This is a genomic window from Janibacter massiliensis (assembly GCF_900289115.1).
Lineage (GTDB): Bacteria > Actinomycetota > Actinomycetes > Actinomycetales > Dermatophilaceae > Janibacter_A > Janibacter_A massiliensis.
The window spans coordinates 1,776,591-1,795,105 of sequence record NZ_LT985196.1 but is presented as its reverse complement, the minus strand read 5'-3'; the positions used below and the strand labels follow the sequence as shown (position 1 = coordinate 1,795,105).

At 73.4% G+C, this 18,515-nt stretch carries 14 protein-coding genes; 3 read left to right on the top strand and 11 right to left on the bottom strand.

Going from position 1 to position 18,515, the window contains the following annotated elements:
* Nucleotides 1-146: 146 nt before the first annotated feature.
* The 3 genes from uvrB to rpsA all read right to left on the bottom strand — a co-directional run bounded on the left by uvrB (nt 147) and on the right by rpsA (nt 5,085).
* A complete protein-coding gene (gene uvrB, locus DAA34_RS08715; RefSeq protein WP_106818549.1) occupies nt 147-2,246 on the bottom strand; it encodes an excinuclease ABC subunit UvrB in 2,100 nt (699 codons plus the stop codon).
* Between the two features lie 9 nt (nt 2,247-2,255).
* Nucleotides 2,256-3,464, bottom strand: a complete 1,209-nt coding sequence (coaE, locus tag DAA34_RS08710; protein ID WP_106818547.1) for a dephospho-CoA kinase — start codon at nt 3,462-3,464, stop codon at nt 2,256-2,258.
* Nucleotides 3,465-3,582: 118 nt separating this feature from the next.
* On the bottom strand, nt 3,583-5,085 hold the full coding sequence (rpsA, locus tag DAA34_RS08705) for a 30S ribosomal protein S1 (protein ID WP_106818545.1): 1,503 nt from the start codon (nt 5,083-5,085) through the stop codon (nt 3,583-3,585).
* Nucleotides 5,086-5,253: 168 nt separating this feature from the next.
* On the opposite strand from rpsA, the gene DAA34_RS08700 reads away from it, so the two are divergent.
* Nucleotides 5,254-6,081 carry a class I SAM-dependent methyltransferase gene (locus DAA34_RS08700; protein ID WP_106818543.1) on the top strand — a complete coding sequence of 276 codons (828 nt, stop codon included), beginning with the start codon at nt 5,254-5,256 and terminating at the stop codon, nt 6,079-6,081.
* A gap of 6 nt (nt 6,082-6,087) precedes the next feature.
* Here DAA34_RS08700 and DAA34_RS08695 read toward each other — a convergent pair whose 3' ends face one another.
* The 5 genes from DAA34_RS08695 to DAA34_RS08675 form a co-directional block, all read right to left on the bottom strand.
* Nucleotides 6,088-7,080, bottom strand: a complete 993-nt coding sequence (locus DAA34_RS08695) for a UDP-glucuronic acid decarboxylase family protein (protein WP_106818541.1) — start codon at nt 7,078-7,080, stop codon at nt 6,088-6,090.
* Between the two features lie 16 nt (nt 7,081-7,096).
* Nucleotides 7,097-8,131 (bottom strand): DUF3068 domain-containing protein, encoded by a 1,035-nt coding sequence (locus DAA34_RS08690; RefSeq protein WP_158707689.1) that lies wholly within the window; start codon nt 8,129-8,131, stop codon nt 7,097-7,099.
* 82 nt (nt 8,132-8,213) lie between these two features.
* Nucleotides 8,214-8,768, bottom strand: coding sequence for a D-glycero-alpha-D-manno-heptose-1,7-bisphosphate 7-phosphatase (locus DAA34_RS08685; protein WP_106818537.1), 555 nt, complete (start codon nt 8,766-8,768; stop codon nt 8,214-8,216).
* A gap of 3 nt (nt 8,769-8,771) precedes the next feature.
* On the bottom strand, nt 8,772-9,395 hold the full coding sequence (locus DAA34_RS08680; RefSeq protein WP_234354178.1) for a D-sedoheptulose-7-phosphate isomerase: 624 nt from the start codon (nt 9,393-9,395) through the stop codon (nt 8,772-8,774).
* Entirely contained in the window at nt 9,392-10,438 is a 1,047-nt protein-coding gene (locus tag DAA34_RS08675; RefSeq protein ID WP_106818535.1) for a GHMP family kinase ATP-binding protein, read from the bottom strand. Before DAA34_RS08675 ends, DAA34_RS08680 begins: the two co-directional genes overlap by 4 nt.
* 95 nt (nt 10,439-10,533) lie before the next feature.
* Between DAA34_RS08675 and DAA34_RS08670 the strand changes: the two genes are divergently transcribed.
* Complete coding sequence (locus DAA34_RS08670) at nt 10,534-11,673, top strand: acyltransferase family protein (protein ID WP_158707688.1); 1,140 nt, start codon at nt 10,534-10,536, stop codon at nt 11,671-11,673.
* On the opposite strand, the gene DAA34_RS08665 is transcribed toward DAA34_RS08670, so the two are convergent.
* Genes DAA34_RS08665 through DAA34_RS08655 form a run of 3 tightly spaced genes read right to left on the bottom strand, consistent with a single transcriptional unit; the run spans nt 11,600 to nt 17,132 of the window.
* A complete protein-coding gene (locus DAA34_RS08665) occupies nt 11,600-15,553 on the bottom strand; it encodes an alpha-(1->3)-arabinofuranosyltransferase domain-containing protein (RefSeq protein WP_158707687.1) in 3,954 nt (1,317 codons plus the stop codon). The genes DAA34_RS08670 and DAA34_RS08665 overlap by 74 nt on opposite strands.
* The gene (locus DAA34_RS08660) at nt 15,550-16,299 is read right to left on the bottom strand and encodes a class I SAM-dependent methyltransferase (RefSeq protein WP_234354177.1); all 750 of its coding nucleotides are present in this window, start codon (nt 16,297-16,299) and stop codon (nt 15,550-15,552) included. Before DAA34_RS08660 ends, DAA34_RS08665 begins: the two co-directional genes overlap by 4 nt.
* A 5-nt stretch (nt 16,300-16,304) precedes the next feature.
* The gene (locus DAA34_RS08655) at nt 16,305-17,132 is read right to left on the bottom strand and encodes a class I SAM-dependent methyltransferase (RefSeq protein ID WP_106818529.1); all 828 of its coding nucleotides are present in this window, start codon (nt 17,130-17,132) and stop codon (nt 16,305-16,307) included.
* A 123-nt stretch (nt 17,133-17,255) separates the two neighbouring features.
* Here DAA34_RS08655 and DAA34_RS08650 point away from each other — a divergent pair, with 123 nt between their 5' ends.
* Nucleotides 17,256-18,500: a glycosyltransferase family 4 protein gene (locus DAA34_RS08650; protein WP_234354176.1), complete on the top strand. Its 1,245-nt coding sequence runs from the start codon at nt 17,256-17,258 to the stop codon at nt 18,498-18,500.
* Nucleotides 18,501-18,515 lie beyond the last annotated feature (15 nt).

Genomic DNA, 18,515 nt, shown 5'->3' with positions numbered 1-18,515 from the left:
CCGGAGGTCTCTCCCGCCCGTCGTGGGCCGGGGACCCCGGAGCCGCTCGCGCAGCCCGTGATGACGAGGCCCTCGTTCGGGGATACTCCCCTCCGCTGGCCGTCAGTGTGCCAGACGCGGGACCGACGACGAACGCCCGGGGCCGGTCAGGACGTCGCCGCGCGCATCTGGCGCAGCTCCTTCTTGAGGTCGCCGATCTCGTCGCGGAGCCGGGCCGCGAGCTCGAACTGCAGGTCGGTCGCCGCCTGGTGCATCTGCGCGGTCAGCTCCTGCACGAGGTCGGCCAGGTCGCTTGCGGCCATCGACGAGGTGTCGAGCCGGCCCGTGTCGGCCGCCAGCGCACCCTTGCCGCCACCCATGGCGCGACCACGGGACTGGTTCCGCCCGGACCCGATGAGCTGCTCGGTGTCGGCGTCCTCGCGCTGGAGCATGTCGGTGATGTCGGCGATCTTCTTGCGGAGCGGCTGGGGGTCGATCCCGTGCGTGCGGTTGTGCTCCATCTGCCTCGCCCGGCGTCGCTTCGTCTCCTCGATCGCCTGCTCCATCGAGGGCGTGATCTTGTCCGCGTACATGTGCACCTGGCCCGAGACGTTCCGCGCGGCGCGCCCGATGGTCTGGACGAGCGAGCGGGTCGAGCGGAGGAAGCCCTCCTTGTCGGCGTCGAGGATGCTCACGAGGGACACCTCCGGCAGGTCGAGGCCCTCGCGCAGGAGGTTGATGCCGACGAGGACGTCGAACTCGCCGAGCCGCAGCTCGCGCAGCAGCTCGACCCGACGGAGCGTGTCGATGTCGCTGTGGAGATACCGGACCCGGACCCCCTTGTCGAGGAGGTAGTCGGTGAGGTCCTCCGCCATCTTCTTCGTCAGGGTCGTGACGAGGACCCGCTCGTCACGGTCGGTGCGCAGGCGGATCTCGTGCAGGAGGTCGTCGATCTGGCCCTTCGTCGGCTTGAGCACGACCTCCGGGTCGACGAGGCCGGTCGGGCGGATGATCTGCTCGACGAACCCGTCGCTCTTGGCCAGCTCGTAGTCCCCCGGCGTGGCCGAGAGGTAGACGGTCTGACCGATCCGCTCGAGGAACTCCTCCCACTTCAGGGGGCGGTTGTCCATGGCCGACGGCAGACGGAAACCATGGTCGACGAGCGTGCGCTTGCGGGACATGTCGCCCTCGAACATCGCGCCGATCTGCGGCACCGTCTGGTGCGACTCGTCGATGACGAGGAGGAAGTCCTCCGGGAAGTAGTCGAGCAAGCAGTTCGGCGCGCTCCCGGGCGACCGGCCGTCGAGGTGCATGGAGTAGTTCTCGATCCCCGAGCACGACCCGACCTGGCGCATCATCTCGATGTCGTAGGTCGTCCGCATCCGCAACCGCTGCGCCTCGAGGAGCTTGCCCTGCTGCTCGAAGGTCCGCAGCTGCTCCTCGAGCTCGTGCTCGATCCCGGCGATCGCCCGTTCCATCCGTTCCGGCCCGGCGATGTAGTGCGAGGCGGGGAAGACGTACATCTCGTCCTCCTCCCGGACGATCTCGCCGCTGACCGGGTGAAGGGTGTAGATCCGCTCGATCTCGTCGCCGAAGAACTCGATGCGCACGGCGAGCTCCTCGTAGACGGGGATGATCTCCACGGTGTCCCCGCGGACGCGGAAGGTGCCACGCGTGAAGGCGAGGTCGTTGCGGGTGTACTGCATCGTCACGAACTGGCGCAGGAGGGTGTCCCGGTCGACCTCCTCGCCCACGGTCAGGCGGACCATGCGGTCGACGTACTCCTGCGGCGTGCCGAGGCCGTAGATGCACGACACGGAGGCCACGACGATGACGTCCCGGCGGGTCAGCAGGGAGTTGGTGGCGCTGTGCCGCAGCCGCTCCACCTCGTCGTTGATCGAGCTGTCCTTCTCGATGTAGGTGTCCGTCTGCGGGACGTACGCCTCGGGCTGGTAGTAGTCGTAGTAGCTGACGAAGTACTCGACCGCGTTGTTCGGCAGGAGCTCTCGGAACTCGGTCGCGAGCTGCGCGGCGAGCGTCTTGTTCGGGGCGAGGACGAGGGTGGGTCGCTGGAGGCGCTCGACGAGCCACGCCGTCGTCGCCGACTTGCCCGTGCCGGTCGCGCCGAGAAGGACGACGTCCTGCTCCCCCGCCTCGATCCGCCGCGCCAGCTCGGCGATCGCGGCCGGCTGGTCGCCCGCTGGCTCGAACTCCGACACGACGTCGAAGGGCGCGATCTTGCGCTGCAGGTCGGTCACGGGTCGCATGGCACCAACCTAGGCCGACCCTCCGACAGCGGCCGACGGGGACCAGCCGGTCGCGAGCGCCCACTCCTCGATCCGGTCGTGCACGGCGTCGAACCGCGGCTCCTTCGCCGTCAGGCAGGAGTCCCACCCGGCGTCCGCCGCAAGGATCGACCGCTTGAGCGCGACGTACTCCTCGCGTGTCCCGGCGTCCGCGCGGAGGGCGTCCCGGAAGAGCAACGCCCGGCGCCACCCGGGCGAGCCGACCTCGCGGACGTGGAGATGGACGACCCGTCCGGGGTCGCTCGAGCCGTGGAACCGCTTGGGCCAGGGGGCCCCGTCCTTCGGGTTGTCCCGGTCGACCCCGGGGACCCGCGGGAACCCGGCCGCCGCGAGGGCGGCGATCACCGCGGGATCGTCCGCCACCGCGAGCTCCTCGACACCGAGCTGGAGGTCGATGACGTCCGTGGCGGCGACCGGCACCGCGGTCGAGCCGATGTGATCGAGAGTCGCGGCGGCCGCCCCCAGCGCACCCCCGATCCGCCCGAGCAGCCGCTCTGCCTCCTCCGGCCACGTGGGATCGGGGTCGACGAGCCGGACCGACGCCGGACGCGGTGCGCGCTGCCCCGTCGCCAGGTTCCTCGCGAACGGCACCAGACGCTCGCGCCAGAGCCGGTCGATCGCGTCGACCAGCTCCTCCCGCGTCCCCGTGTTGTCGAGGATGACGTCGCTGGCCCTCCGCCGGGCGTCGTCGTCGGCCTGGGCGGCGATCCGGGCGCGGGCGTCGGCCTCGGCCATCCCGCGATCCGCCACCAGTCGGCGCACCCGCTCCTCGACGGGCGCGTGGACCCCGAGCACGAGGTGGTACTCCGCGCTGGTCCCGAGCTCGACGAGGAGGGGGACGTCGTGCACGAGGACCCCGGCCGGATCGGTGGCCTGCACCGCGGCCATGAGGTTCGCGGTGCGAGCCGCGATCGCCGGGTGGGTGATCGCCTCCAGGTCGCGTCGGGCCTGCTGGTCGGCGAAGACGATCCGGCCGAGCGCCGGGCGGTCCAGCGCCCCGTCGGTGATCACGTCGGCCCCGAAGCGGTCGCGGATGGCCGCCAGCGCGGGCGTGCCCGGTTCGACGACCTCCCGGGCGACCCGGTCGGCGTCGACGACGTGCGCACCGAGCTCCGTCAGACGCGCCGAGACCGTGGACTTGCCCGATCCGATGCCACCGCTCAACCCGACTCGCAACACCCCGCGACCCTACGACGGCCGCGGTCGCACGATCCGACGAGGGCTGGCGAACCCCGAGGACGCGACGAGGGGCCGCCCCGGGTACGGGACGGCCCCTCGCTCAGGGGTGACCGGTCGGTCAGCCGCCGGTGAGCTTCTCGCGCAGCGCGGCGAGCGCCTCGTCCGAGGCGAGCGTCCCACCCTGCTCGGGCGCGGACGGCGTGCTGCTCGAGGACGACGAGGCGGACTGGCTCGAGGCCGAGTCGGACGAGTACGACGCGACGTCGCCACCGTCCTCACCGGCCTCGGCGTCGGCCTTGGCCGCGGCCTCGACCTGGGCGCGGTGCGCCTCCCAGCGGGCGTGCGCCTCGGCGTACTCCTTCTCCCACTGCTCGCGCTGCTTCTCGTAGCCCTCGAGCCACTCGTTCGTCTCGGGGTCGAAGCCCTCGGGGTACTTGTAGTTGCCCTGCTCGTCGTACTCGGCCGCCATGCCGTAGAGCGTCGGGTCGAACTCGGTGTTCTGCGCGCCGTCCTCGTTCGCCTGCTTGAGCGAGAGCGAGATCCGGCGACGCTCGAGGTCGATGTCGATGACCTTGACGAAGATCTCGGTGCCGACGGTGACGACCTGCTCGGGCAGCTCGACGTGGCGCTCGGCGAGCTCCGAGATGTGCACGAGGCCCTCGATGCCGTCCTCGACGCGGACGAACGCACCGAACGGGACGAGCTTGGTGACCTTGCCCGGGACGACCTGACCGATCGCGTGGGTCCGGGCGAAGTGCTGCCACGGGTCCTCCTGCGTCGCCTTGAGCGACAGCGAGACCCGCTCGCGGTCCATGTCGACGTCGAGCACCTCGACCGTGACCTCGTCGCCGACCTCGACGACCTCGGAGGGGTGGTCGATGTGCTTCCAGGACAGCTCCGAGACGTGGACGAGGCCGTCGACCCCGCCGAGGTCGACGAACGCACCGAAGTTGACGATCGAGCTGACGACGCCGGAGCGGACCTGGCCCTTCTGGAGCTCGCGCAGGAAGGTGCTGCGGACCTCGGACTGGGTCTGCTCGAGCCACGCGCGCCGCGAGAGGACGACGTTGTTGCGGTTCTTGTCGAGCTCGATGATCTTGGCCTCGATCTCCTTGCCGACGTACGGCTGGAGGTCGCGCACGCGGCGCATCTCGACGAGCGAGGCCGGGAGGAAGCCGCGGAGACCGATGTCCATGATGAGACCGCCCTTGACGACCTCGATGACGGTGCCGGTGACGACCCCGTCCTCCTCCTTGATCTTCTCGATCGTTCCCCAGGCCCGCTCGTACTGCGCCCGCTTCTTCGACAGGATCAAGCGCCCCTCCTTGTCCTCCTTCTGGAGGACGAGGGCCTCGACCTCGTCACCGACCGAGACGATCTCGGAGGGGTCGACGTCGTGCTTGATCGACAGCTCGCGCGAGGGGATGACGCCCTCGGTCTTGTAGCCGATGTCGAGGAGGACCTCGTCGCGGTCGACCTTGACGATGCGGCCGTCGACGATGTCGCCGTCGTTGAAGTTCTTGATCGTCGCGTCGATGGCGGCGAGCAGGTCCTCCGCGGTGCCGATGTCGTTGACGGCGATCTGGGAGGAGTCGGTCTGGTCGACCGTGGTTGCAGTCATGTAGGAGGAGCTCCGATGCGGACAGGTGGAATCGTGCGGACAATGTGCTGGATCGCGCCCGACGGGTGCCGACCGCTCGGTTCCGGTACAAGAGGATCCGCGGTGGGCGCACGCAAGCGCTGGTCGATTCTAGTGACGGCCCGTTCACGGGTCAAAGGGAGGTGGCGGATGAGCGGCGACGACACATGGGCGGACGCACCGATCGCCGAGCGGGCACCCGTGGGCGCCCGGGAGACCGCCGACGCCAACCGCCGGTGGTGGGACGCCGAGGCCGAGGACTACCTCGCCGAGCACGGGGCCTTCCTCGGCGACGTGGAGCTCGTGTGGGGGCCGGAGGGGTGGGCCGAGGCAGAGCTCGGCCTGCTCGGCGACCGGTCCGCACTCTCCGGCGCGACCGTCCTGGAGATCGGGGGCGGTGCCGCGCAGGGCGGACGGTGGGTCGCGGCGCAGGGCGCACGCGTGGTCTCGACCGATCTCTCCGGGGGGATGCTTGCCGCCGCCCGCACCGTCTCGCGCCGCAGCGGCGTCGACGTCGAGCTCGCGCAGTGCGACGCGTGCGTCCTCCCCTTCGCCGAGGCGGCGTTCGACATCGTCCTCACCGCGTACGGCGCGATCCCCTTCGTCGCCGACTCCGCGCGCCTCCTGACCGAGGTCGCGCGGGTGCTGCGCCCCGGCGGACGCGCCGTGCTGTCGACGACCCACCCGATCCGCTGGGCGTTCCCCGACGTGCCGGGCGAGGCGGGACTGACGGCGACGACGTCGTACTTCGACCGGACGCCCTACGTCGAGCGCGAGCCCGACGGGTCGGTGCGGTACACGGAGCACCACCGCACCATCGGGGACCGCGTCCGCGATGCCGTGGCCGCCGGTCTGCGGGTCGTCGACCTCGTCGAGCCGGAGTGGCCGGCACGCAACGACCAGACCTGGGGCGGGTGGTCCCCCCTGCGCGGCCGGCTGCTGCCCGGGACACTCGTCCTGGTGCTCGAGCGGTCGTGACCGCGCTCAGCTGCCGGCGAGGATGTGGGCGGTCGCGTCCGGGCTGAGCGGCGGGGCGTCGAACCGCGCGTCGCGCTGCTCCCGGAACCAGGCGATCGTCCGCCGGAGGGCGTCCTCGATCTCGACCTGCGGGCTCCAGCCGAGAAGCTCCCGGGCGAGCGTCGTGTCGGGCTGCCGGACGGTCGGGTCGTCGACCGGCCGCGCGATGTACTCCACACGCGAGCTCGACCCCGTGAGCTCGATGATCCACCGGGCGAGGGCATCCATCGAGATCTCGTGCGGGTTGCCGACGTTGACCGGCCCGGCGTGCTCGGAGTCGGCGAGGGCGAGGATGCCCGTGACCAGGTCGTCGACGTAGCAGATGGACCGGGTCTGGGTGCCGTCGCCCGCGACGGTCACCGGCTCCCCGGCGAGGGCCTGCCGGATGAAGTTCGGGATGGCCCGGCCGTCGTTCGGCCGCATCCGTGGCCCGAAGGTGTTGAAGATCCGCACGATGCCCGTGTCCACGCCGTGGGTCTGGCGGTAGGCGAGGGTCGCGGCCTCGGCGAACCGCTTCGCCTCGTCGTACACGCCCCGCGGTCCCACGGGATTGACGTGTCCCCAGTACGACTCCGGCTGCGGGTGGACCTCGGGGTCGCCGTACACCTCGGAGGTCGAGGCGAGCAGGAAGCGGGCCTTCTTCTCCTTGGCCAGGCCGAGGGCGTGGAAGGTGCCGATGGAGCCGACCTTGAGGGTCTGGATCGGCAGCGCGAGGTAGTCGATCGGGCTCGCCGGGCTCGCGAAGTGCAGGACCAGGTCGACGTCACCGACCACGTGGACGTAGTCGGTGACGTCAACCCGGACGAAGCGGAAGCGGTCGTGCCCGATGAGGTGGGCGAGGTTGTCGACCGACCCCGTGGAGAGGTTGTCGAGGGCGAGGACCTCGTCACCACGGGCGATCAGTCGCTCGCACAGGTGGGACCCGAGGAACCCGGCCCCGCCGGTGACGACGGCACGCATCCGCTGCTGGCTCCGCTCAGCCGTTGTAGGGGGTGAAGGTCTGCGTCTCCTCGGCGGTCGCCCGCGGCGGGATCACGTACCCCGGGTCGTCCACCGCCTGTCCGCGTCGGCCCGACAGCACCGCCATGAGCAGGCCACCGAGGAGGAGGAGCGCGCCGAGGAGGGAGAGCGCCAGCGGGGCCCAGAGACGCACGGCCTTGAGCGCGGTCGCCTTGCTCTTGTACTCGTCGACGTTCTTCTTCACGGTGTCCTCGGTGAAGGTCGAGGTCGTTTCCAGGGCCGTGATCGTGCGGTAGCCCGTGGCCTCGAGCGTCTGCATCTGCTCCTCCTGGAGCTTGATCATGACGCCGGTCTCCGGCTCGATCCAGAAGGTCCGGTGGTTCGAGTAGTACCGATCGGTCTGCACCGGCCCGCCCTTGTCACCGGGCTTGTAGATGAACCTCGGGACCTCCTGGGTCATGAACTTCGTCTTGGGGACGTCCTGCTCGAAGCGGTAGACGGTCAGCCCGTCGATGGACTCCGTGCCCTTGTACGTCGCCGGGTACGCCTTCTCCGTCGTGGCGTCCCAGTACTCGTACGTCTTCTGCTCCGTCCGGAACGGCCACTTGACGAGCTGGCCCTTGTGCGCGACGTCCTGGTCATCCTGGCTCTCACCGCAGCAGTTCACGGCCTCGCCGGTGTGGCGGTCGAAGACGATGATCGCCTTCTTGCCGTCCATGGGCGGCGGCTCCGGGTCGTCGTTGACGGTGTACTGGCCGGTCTGCCAGACCGCCAGGTCCTTGCCGGTCTGCTCGGAGGCGTTCTCGGAGGCCTCCTTGTTGCCGATGACCGTGGCGGTCGTGGTGATCGGGCCCGACGTCTCGAAGGGCCCCTTCTTCTTGATCGCCTTGACGTCGGCGTACTTCGCGTTGGGGTCGTAGGCCACCTGCTGGCTGTTCTGGTCCACCGGGACGACGGCCAGCTTGGGGTAGGCGTAGAAACGGAACAGCAGGCCCATCGTCAGGAAGAACGCTCCTGCAGCGAGGATGATGGCCGGCAGCACTTTGCGCACGTGAACCTCCTTGGTCACACCGGAACTTACCGGACGGTAGCAGGTCGTCCGGCGCTGCGCCGGTGGACGATCATGATGTGGCTCACACGCTCTCACAAAGGCCGTCCAGGAGCGCGCGCACCGCGCCGGCGAGGTCGGGCGCGTCTCGCCCCACGAGACGGGTTCGCATGCCCAGCTCGCGCCCCGGCGCGACGTCGGTCGGCATGTCCCCGACGACCGCGCACCGGGTCGCCTCCGCCCAGGGCGCTGCCGACAGCGCGCGGAGGAAGAGGCCGGGGGCCGGCTTGCGGCACTCGCACGTGCCGGCCGCATGGGGACAGACGAGGACGGCGTCGATCCGACCTCCGGCTTCCGCCACCCTCGCCCGTAGCCGATCGTGGACCGCGTCGACGTCTGCGAGGGACATGAGGCCGCGACTGACGCCCCGCTGGTTCGTCACGACGACCACCCGGCAGCCGGCCCGCGTGAGGGCCACGATCGCCCCGAGGGCGCCCGGCAGCAGGACCAGCTCCTCCGGGCGGGTGACGTAGCCGTCCTCGACCCGCACGTTGATCGTGCCGTCCCGGTCGAGGAAGACGATGTCGTAGGGCGCCGCCGGGTCCGCCGGGGGGATCTGCGCTCGGGGTTCGGCGGGCACGCCTCAGTCGCCCTGGACCGCGAGGTCCACGGCCTCGCACCACGCGTGCGCCCACAGCATGTGGACCTCCTGGATGCGCGGCGTCTCGTCGGAGGGGACGACGAGCAGGTGGTCCGCGGCCTCACCCCGACCGGCGCCCCGCTCCCCCGTCATGAGGATCGTCGTCAGCCCCAGGCCGCGTGCCGCGTCGAGTGCTGCCAGGACGTTCGGTGACCCTCCGGACGTCGACATCGCCAGGAGCACGTCACCGGGCCGGCCGAACGCGCGGACCCCCCGGGAGAAGACCTCCTCGAAGCCGTAGTCGTTCCCGATCGCGGTGAGGGAGGCCGAGGAGTCGGCGAGGCACACGGCGGGCAGCGGGTTGCGGTCGGCGATGCACCGCCCGAGGAACTCGGCGGCGACGTGGCTCGCGATCGCCGCGCTCCCGCCGTTGCCCGCGACGAGGATCGTCCCGCCCGAGAGGATCGCCCCGACGGCGGCGCGCCCGGCCGCCGCGACCTCCGCCGCGAGGCTCGGCTCGGCGATCGCGGCCGCCAGCCGAGCCCAGCCCGCGATCCCGGTCTCCAGGCGCTCGTCCACCAGCCGCGCGCCCCGCGCGGTCGCGTCCGGCCGCACCGGCGCGCTCACGCCTGGCCCCGCCAGGTCGTCACGCCGTGCTGCGTGAAGGTGAACTCGGTGACGCTCAGCCCGAGCCGGATGAGCTCCTCGGCGACGAGGTGCCGCTTCTCGAACTCGCAGATGAAGATCATGTGGCCACCACCGCCGGCTCCTGTCACCTTGCCGCCGAGCGCGCCCTTGGCCAGGGCCGCCTCGATCGCGTCGTCGATGAGCGGCGTGCTGATCCGCTCGGACATCTTCTGCTTCTCCTGCCACGCCTGACCGAGCAGGCGCCCGAGCGTGTCGACCTCGCCCTTGAGCAGCGCGGTGCGCATCTCGATCGCGAGGTCGCGCTGGGCCCGCAGGCCCGCGACGGCGTCGACGTGGCCCGTCTCGTACCGCGACCGCTGGTCCTCGATGATGTGGTCGCTGACCCGAGTCCGGCCGGTGTACGCCAGGAGCATGTTGTGCTCGAGCTCGTGGACCGTCGCCTCGCGCACCCGCAGCGGGCTGACGATGACGTCGTCACCCGCGAACTCCATGAAGTTGAACCCACCGAAGGCCGCCGCGTACTGGTCCTGGGAGCCGCCGGGGATCCCCAGGTCGTCCCGCTCGAGCCGGTAGGCGAGCTCGGCCACCTCGTACGGGGTGAGGTCGATGCCGCAGTGGGCGGCGACGAGGCCGATGGTCGCGACCACGACGGCGCTCGAGGACCCCAGGCCCGACCCGGGCGGGGCGTTGGTCCGCAGGAACAGGTCGAACCCCTGGGTGGGCATCGCGTGCTCGAAGCCCATGATCCGCGAGATCGCGGCCTTGGGCAGATCGAGCCTCCCGTCGTACTCGATGTCGTCGTCGACGCCGAACCCGATGGAGTAGCCGTAGTCGTGCGACTCGACGGAGATCCGTCCGTCCGTGCGCGGTCGCAGCGTCGAGAACGCGTACTGCGAGATCGTCGCCGACAGGACGGCCCCACCTTCGCGTCGCGGGAAGGGCTGAACGTCGGTGCCGCCGCCGGCGAAGCTCACCCGCAGGGGGGCGCGGGCACGCAGGACTCCTCGCACGGGCTCTGCCATCAGGGATGCGGCTCCTCGTCGTCGTGGGCACCCGGCGACGCTGCCGGGACGCCCCGGACCGGTCTCGGCGCCGAGGCTACTGAATAGTAGGCACCGTGGGAGCAGATATGCAGACGGGGTCCGAGCGGCGGATCGCCGCCCTCGACGCCCTGCGCGCGCTGGCCGCCTTCCTCGTCCTGGCCTCCCACGTCGCCTTCTGGACCGGCGAGGCCGGGTGGAGCGGGGTCGGGATCATCGCCGCCCGCGGCGATGTAGGGGTGGCGGTGTTCTTCGCCCTGTCCGCCTTCCTCCTCGTCAGCCCCTGGTGGCCGGACCCCGTCGCCCCCCGCACGCGACCCGGCGCGGGCAGGTATGCGCTGCGCCGAGCCGGGCGGCTCCTACCGGCCTACTGGGTGGCGTTCATCGGTGTGCTCGCGGTCGGCGCGGCCGTCGGCGGACGCACCGGCGCACGGCCGCTCCCGGGCGTCCATCTCATCGGCGACGCGCTCCTCCTCCAGGGGTTCACCCAGGTGACGCCCCAGACGTTCACCCAGACGTGGTCGCTGACGACGGAGCTCTGCTTCTACGCGATCGTCCCGGCCCTCGGCGCGGTCCTTGCCCGCCGACGGGCGGCGACCGTCCTCGCCGCGGCGGCCGTCCTGGGGATCGCGGTCCAAGGCCTGGTGGCGGCAGGGCTCGGGCACGGGCGGGTCGGGGCCGCGCTCGGGATGTCCCTCCTGGGTCACGCGGCGTGGTTCGCGGTCGGGATCGCGGTGCTCGGGCTCCGCCGCGGGGGTCGGAGGCTGCCCGTCCCCGACGACGGGGGGACGTGGATCCTCGTCGCGGCCGCCGCGTTCGCACTCTCCTGCACCCCGCTCGCCAGCCCCGGCACGGGTCCCGGGGGGTTGGCGGCACCACATCCCGGCCAGGCCATGGCCAAGGAGGCCCTCTTCGCGCTCGTCGCGGGCGCACTCCTGCTCGCCGCCACCGTCCCGGGTCGCTCACCCGCATGGGTCGCGGCGCCGCTCGTACGCCATCTCGGGCGGGTGTCGTACGGGGTCTTCCTGTGGCACCTCGTCGTGCTGCAGGTCGTCTTCGCGGGTCTACGGCTGCCCCTGTTCGGCGCGCCGTTCGGGTGGGTGCTCGTGCTCGTCACCACCGCCACCGTCGCGGTGGCGAGCCTCAGCTGGCGCTTCGTCGAGGCGCCCGCGATCCGGGCGACGCATCGCGACGACCGGGCCGGGGCGCGTCCGTGACGGCGAGGACGAGGACCACGACCGCTGCCGTCCCGAGCAGCTGACCGACCCACGCCCCGAGCGACCGCTGGTCGGCCAGGCCGAGGACCGCGGTGGCCGCCCCGGCGAGCGCGAGCGCGAGGCCCGCGGCCGCCGCCCGGCGTCGCGGCGGGACGAGGCCCGAGACGACCGCGGCGAGGCCGCCCGTCCACCCGGCGACGAGCACGGCCACGACGACGGCGACCCCGACACCGGCGAAGGCGAGCGTCGTGCGCCGGCCCGCGCCCGCGGCACCGGGGTCCGCCGGGATCGCCGCGGCCGACGGAGGCGGCACCATCGGGCGTCGCCGGAGGCCGAGCGCCGCGAGCAGAGCTGCGAGAACCGCCGCGCCCGCGCCGCCGAGCAACCCGAGGCGGTGGCTGCGGCCGGGGCGGTACTCCTCGAGCACCGTCGTCGCGGACCCGGACGGGGGCAGGACATACCCCTGGCGCCAGCCGTCGACGGTCACCCTCTCGAGCACCCGGCCGTCCGCGTCCGTCGCGCGCCATCCCGACTCGGCCGCGTGGGTGGTCGCCAGGACGGCGCCGGGCCCGGGCTCGACGGTGTGGCGGGCGTGCTCGGGGTCGCGGCCGTCGTCCTCGCGGGTGACCCGTCGGACGGCCCCGGCGGTCGCTCCCGCTGGGGCGCCGAGCAGCACCGTGACCGGCTCCACCGTGGCGCTCGCCCGCGCGACGACGGTGCTGCCGCCCGCCGGCAGCCGCAGCGTGCCGCTCCCGCACGGTCGGACGAGGACGCGCCGTGACGCACCCGACCCCACGACGCTTCCCCCGAGCTCGACCACCGAGCGCGCGGAGCCGGCCGAGGCACGGACCTCCCCCGCGTCACCACAGCCGAGGGTGAGCCGGGCCGAGCCCGCGTGGGGCGCCCCGAGCAACGACAGCTCGGGCAGCGTCGCCGGTGCGGCAGTGGTGCCCGGCGGCCGGCTCAGGGTGATGGTGACCCGCCGGGCGCGCAGCGGGGCGAAGCGACCACCCTCGGGCCCGGTCGACCGGGCCCGGATCGCCGTCTCGACGCGCACCCCGGTGAACCCCCGATCCTGGCCCTCACCGACCCGCACGCCCGACACCGTGCGCGGGCGGCCCAGGTCGAGCTCGAGGACGACGGGCCCGGAGGTGCGTACCCGGGCACGGGTCCGGGGATCCCCGTCGAGGGCCGCACCCGGCCGGTGGTCGACGAGCGCGTCCGGGCGGGACGTCCGCACACGCAGCGGCGCGTCGAGAAGGTCGGCCGCCGCGGCCGTCGCTCGTGGCCTGCCCGTCACCCGGACCGGGGCGACCCGCCCCGCGGGCGCGTCGACGACCCTCACGAGGTCCGCGGGATCCTCGCCGGAGCCCGAGGTGGGCAGGACGGAGCGCAAGTCGCGCGTGAGGAGCAGACGGGCGTCCCGCGCCACCGAGGCGGGCAGGACGAGCGCCGAGCCGACGGGCGACCCCTCGACGTCGACCTGGACGATCCCCGGGACCTGCCAGGGCCCGACGGCCACCGGCGCGACGGTCAGCCGGTCGGTGCGGACCCCGCCCAGACGGAGCACGACCGTGGTGGCGTCGGTCGGGACCCGGGCCCGGACGGTCCGGCCACCGGCGTCCACCTCGACCGCCGCGGGGCGGGAGGGGACCTCGCGGGGCACCGTGACGACCACCCGGTCCAGCTCGCGCTCGGTCGACCACCGCAGGGTGATCGCCGGTCGGGGCTCGTCCCCGCCCGGGAACCACGACGTGCCCGGGTCGCCGTCGACCGCGGCCGCGACGCCCGCGGCCGCGGGGCCGGGGTGCCGTGACGAGGGGTCGGCGGCCGTCGACGTCGCGTCGACCCCGCCGACCGCGGGACCGGTCCAGCGCCGCACGACGGCCCGTGCCGGGTCCCCGCCGGGGGCGAGGTCCTTCGTCCCGACCCGGGTGGGCCGCGGGTCCGACGCCGCGAGCGTGGGCGAGGCGGCCTCCGCGGTCGGCTTCGAGACGACGTGGGTGCGCCATCGCAGGCCATCGGTGACGACGGCCGCGTCATCCGCGGCCCCAGGGTCCTCCGCAAGGATGACCGGCACCCCGGAGGCGATGGCGTCGGCACCGCGTAGGGCGAACCACGTCTCCGGGGCGGCGGCGACGGTGACCGGTGCCACGGCATCGGCCTCGGCGGCGGCGGTCACCCGCCACACCGTGACGCCCGCGCCGCCGCCGACCCGGACGAACCCCGGCGAGCGCGCGAGAGTCGTCTCGACGTCCGCCGCGGGGCGCGCCTGGGCCCTCGCGGTGAGGTCGTGCCGGACGACGACCCGACGCACTCCCGTCCGGGCCAGCGCCTCGGCCAGGTGCGGCTGCGCACTCGCGGAGGCGGCCGTGGCGTCGATGGCGTCGAGCCAGCGCGTGCCCGCGGGTGGGCCCAGCGGCGCGGAGCCACGCGCGATCACGGGCGACGACGCGAGGGCGCTCAGTGGCTCGTCGTTCGTGCGACCCCACGTCTGGTCGGCGAACCGGGCCGAGGGCAGGACCATCGTGCTCCCGCCGTCCCGGGCGGCCATCGCGTCGACCTCCTGCGCCACCGCCACCCACCGCGGCGGGAGAGCCGGGTACCCCCACGCGTCCGCGGCCCGGCCGTTCCACAGCGGAAGCAGGGTCACCGCAAGAGCGAGGACCGCGCCGGACCGGAGGGCCCGAGCCGCGGTCGGACGGGCGGCGGAGGTGAGGACCCACCCCAGACCCAGCGCGACCGGCAGCCGGACGAGCGGGTCCGCCTTGTGGACGTTGCGGAACGCCGCGAGCGGGCCGTCGAGCGCCTCCCGGACCTGGGGGGCCAGCAGGCCGTGGGCGCTGCCCCCGCGGCCGGCCGCCTCGGCGACGACGGCCAGCACGAGCAGGGTCGCCGCCCACGCGCGCACCCGGCTGGGCTCGGCGTGCGCGCCGCTCGGGGACCGGGGCGCCGGGTCCCGTCGTGCGAGGCCGAAGACACCGACCGCGGCCACCGCCGTCGTCGCGAGGATGCCCGCGACGCCCTGGGCCAGTACCCACCCGCCCTGCCACGTGGGGTGGTCGTCGGGAGTGAGGATGTAGGCCACCCAGTGCGACGCGCCGCGCAGCACGTTCGTCACCGACGCCACTGCGGTCGTCGTCGCGGCCGTCTCGATGTGGTCCAGGAACGGGTAGGCGTGCCGACCGAGGACGAGCAGGGGCGCGAGCCACCACCCCGCACCCAGCGCGGCGCCGACCGCCCATGCGCCGACGAGCGCCGGGCGCCGTCGCGTCGGGACGACGAGGAGGTAGAGGGCGGCGGGTGCGAGCGCGACGAGGCTCGCCGTCGCGTTGACCCCGCCGAGGCAGGCCGCGAGGACACCGGTGCGCCCGGCGAGCGCGAGCAGCGCCCGCCGGTCCCCCTCGACCGCGCCAGCCGCGACGAGGACGAGCCAGGGCGCCAGCGCCCCCGGCCAGGCCTCGACGCTGATCTCGGCGAGCACCGTGAGCACCCGCGGCGCGAGCGCGTAGGCGAGCGCAGCGACGAGCGCGGCTCGCGGGGAGCACCCGAGCCGCCGCAGGAGGCGCTCCGCACCGACGTACGCGACGACGAGCAGGAGGGTCCACCACAGCCGCTGCGTCGCCCACGCCGGCACCCCGAGCGAGTGCGCGACCCCGAAGAACGGCCCCATGGGCCACAGGTAGCCGTAGGCTTGGTTCTGCAGCTCTCCGAGGCCCGCGTGCCCGTTCCAGGCGTCGAGCGAACGGGCGACGTACCGCCATGGCGAGACCGTGAGGTCGAGCTTCGTGTCGGGCTGGATCCTCCCGGGCGCGACGAGCCACGCCAGGCACCCGACGACGATCGCCGCCGCGACCCGCTCGACCCGCTGCGCCCTCACCGGCGGCGGAGGATCAGCAGCAGGTTCCACGTGAGGATCTCTCGGACCCCCGGCAGGCGCAGGACGTGCCGCGCGGCATCGGGAAGGTAGCGAGGTCGAGCGACGAGGACCTCGACGTCCGGGTGGGTCAGGGCCCAGTCGAGTCCCTCCGTGACGCTGACGCGGAAGAGCGTCTCGCCGACCCGGTTCTTGGGCGGGTGGCCGTGGCGGCGGGTGTACGACGCGACGGCGCGCCCGCCGCCGAGCCAGTGCCGCGGGGAGGTCTCGTGGCCACCCCACGGGGAGAGCCAGTTCGTGTACGACAGGTAGAGCAGGCCACCGGGGCGCAGCACCCGCACCATCTCGTCACCGACCGCCCGCGGATCCTCCACGTGCTCCCACAGGTTGCTCGCGAACACGATGTCGGCGCTGCCCTCGGCCAGCGGCAGGGCGGCTGCCGACGCGACCACACCGCCCGCGCGCACCGAGACGACCGTCCGGTCGTGGTCGACGGGCACGTACCTGGCCCCCTCGGCGCGGAAGGCGGCCGCGAACTCCCCCGGGCCCGCGCCGACGTCGAGCACGACGCGCCCGCGCAGGTCGACCCACTCCCGCAGGGTGTCGATCGAGTCGACCGCCAGGGTCCCGTAGAAGTCGCCCGGGTCGCTCTGCTCGCGCAGGAAGGAACGGAACAGACGCACCGACCGCAGCACGTCGCGGCGCTGGCGGGGGCGCCCCGGGGGTGGCGGCGCGGCAGGCAGGCGCACCGCGCTCACCGTCCCTGCGGGGCCCGCGCGAGCAGGTGGAGGGTCGTGCGCAGGCCAGGGCGGACGGTCCGGGCGAGCGCGACGGCGGGGGCGCTCGCTGCCGCAAGTGCGAGCGCGGGGCGCGAGCCCAGGACACCCCCGGGTCTCGGCGCCGGGCGGACCCGTCGCACGAGGCTCGCGGCGTCGGCGCTCAGGCTGTCGAGCACCGGCCGGCGGATCTCGATGTCGACGAGGCCGGCGGCCTCCGCGGCCCGCCGCAGGGAGTGCTCGGAGAAGAAGCGGACGTGGGTCGGGTCCTCGAGCATCCACCAGGACTCGCCGTGGAACCGGAGCCCGTCGGAGTCGCCGGCCGGCGTGAGCATCTGGACCTGCCCGCCCGGCCGCAGCAGCCCGCGTGCGGCGGCCAGCGTCGTCCCGACGTCGTCGACGTGCTCGAGGACGTGGACCCCGTAGACGAGGTCGTGCTCACCCTCCGTCCGGGGCAGGGACTCGATCCTGCCCGCGACGAGGTGACCCCGGTCGCGGACCACCGGGTCGACATCGATCCCCAGCTGGTCGGGGTCGCACCCGGCAACCGCCGCACCGTCGTCGAGGAAGCGGCGCAGCAGCGCTCCCGCCCCGAACCCGATCTCGAAGACCGACGCCGGTCCGGGAGCGCCGTACCCGCGACGGATCTGGCGGTGGGTGAGGGCGAGGCGGACCCGGTCCAGCGCGGCATCCCCGCCGTACGCGAGGTCGCGGTGGCGCGCCGGGCAGCTGGCCAGGTCGCGGAAGAGGTGCCCGCACCGGGGGCACTCGTCGAGGGTCCCGCCGCCGATCGGCCGAGGGCGCATGGATGCCCCGCACACCTCGCAGGCGCGCGCGCGTCGACCAGCTCCTACCCCGGGGTAACCCACGGGGTTACCCTACGGGCACCCGCGAGCGCACCGACCCGCGGGCAACCGAGGAGGACATCCGTGGTCGACGTGGTCCACGACGCCAGGGCGCGCCCGACGAGGCTGCGCGTCCTCTACCTCTCGTGGCGCGACAGGGAGAACCCGGAGGCCGGGGGCGCCGAGACGTTCACCGAGCGCACCTGCGAGGTCCTCACCGAGCTCGGCCACGACGTCACCCTCTTCACGGCACGCTTCCCCGGTGCCCGACGCCGGGACCGCCACGGCGACGTACGCATCCTCCGCCGCGGCGGACGGTTCTCGGTCTACCTCGCGGGGATGCTCCACCTGCTGCTGCACCCGCGGCGGTACGACGTCGTCGTCGACGTGCAGAACGGGGTTCCCTTCTGGAGCCCGCTCGTCACCCGCCTGCCCGTGGTCAACATCGTCCACCACGTCCACCACGGGCAGTGGGACTCCTTCTTCGGACCCGGGATGGCGCGCCTCGGGTGGTGGCTCGAGTCGCGGCTCGCCCCCTGGGTGTACCGCCGCGCTCGGTACGTCACCGTCTCCCGGGCGACCCGCGCCGAGATGGAGGACATCGGTATCGACCCGGCGCGGGTGGACCTCGTCTACTCCGGCAACGACCACCCCGAGGACCTCGCCGGCTACGCGACGCTTCCCCGGACGCCCCACCCGACGCTGATCTGCGTCGGTCGGCTCGTCCCCCACAAGCACGTCGAGTCGGCGGTCGACCTGCTCGCCGACCGCGCCGGCACCCACCCCGACCTCGTCCTCCACGTCGTCGGGGGCGGCCAGTGGGGCGAGCAGGTGCGGGCGCACGCCGAGCACCGCGGCGTCGCCGACCGGGTGATCATGCACGGCTTCGTCGACGAGCCGACGAAGCACCGGCTGCTCGCGCAGTCGTGGGTCGTCGTCGTGCCCTCCCACAAGGAGGGCTGGTGCCTGTCGATCGTCGAGGGCGGCCTGCACGGGACCCCGGCGGTGGCCTTCGCGAGCGCGGGAGGCCCGAGCGAGTCGATCGTCGACGGACGGACGGGCCTGCTGTCCGCCGACGGCCAGACGGCGTTCGAGGAGCAGGTCCTCCGGCTCGTCGACGACGCCCACCTCCGATCCGTCCTCGGGGAGAACGCCCGGCGCTACGCCTCGACGTTCGACTGGCGGATCTCGGGGCGGAGGCTGGAGCAGACGCTGCTGTCCGTCACGGGAGCCGGCCCGCGCCCCGCCGAGGACCAGCTCGACCTCGACGCCCTCACCGACCCCGAGGCGACCCGAGCCCTGCCCGCCGGACAGCTCGCGGCCGGCTGAGGCGATCCCGGTGCG

Bases quoted from the DNA above. Each gene is read 5' to 3' on its own strand.
- rpsA (WP_106818545.1), bottom strand. From the start codon at position 5,085: ATGACTGCAACCACGGTCGACCAGACCGACTCCTCCCAGATCGCCGTC.
- DAA34_RS08655 (WP_106818529.1), bottom strand. From the start codon at position 17,132: ATGCGCCCTCGGCCGATCGGCGGCGGGACCCTCGACGAGTGCCCCCGG.
- DAA34_RS08675 (WP_106818535.1), bottom strand. From the start codon at position 10,438: ATGGCAGAGCCCGTGCGAGGAGTCCTGCGTGCCCGCGCCCCCCTGCGG.
- uvrB (WP_106818549.1), bottom strand. From the start codon at position 2,246: ATGCGACCCGTGACCGACCTGCAGCGCAAGATCGCGCCCTTCGACGTC.
- DAA34_RS08700 (WP_106818543.1), top strand. From the start codon at position 5,254: ATGAGCGGCGACGACACATGGGCGGACGCACCGATCGCCGAGCGGGCA.
- DAA34_RS08695 (WP_106818541.1), bottom strand. From the start codon at position 7,080: ATGCGTGCCGTCGTCACCGGCGGGGCCGGGTTCCTCGGGTCCCACCTG.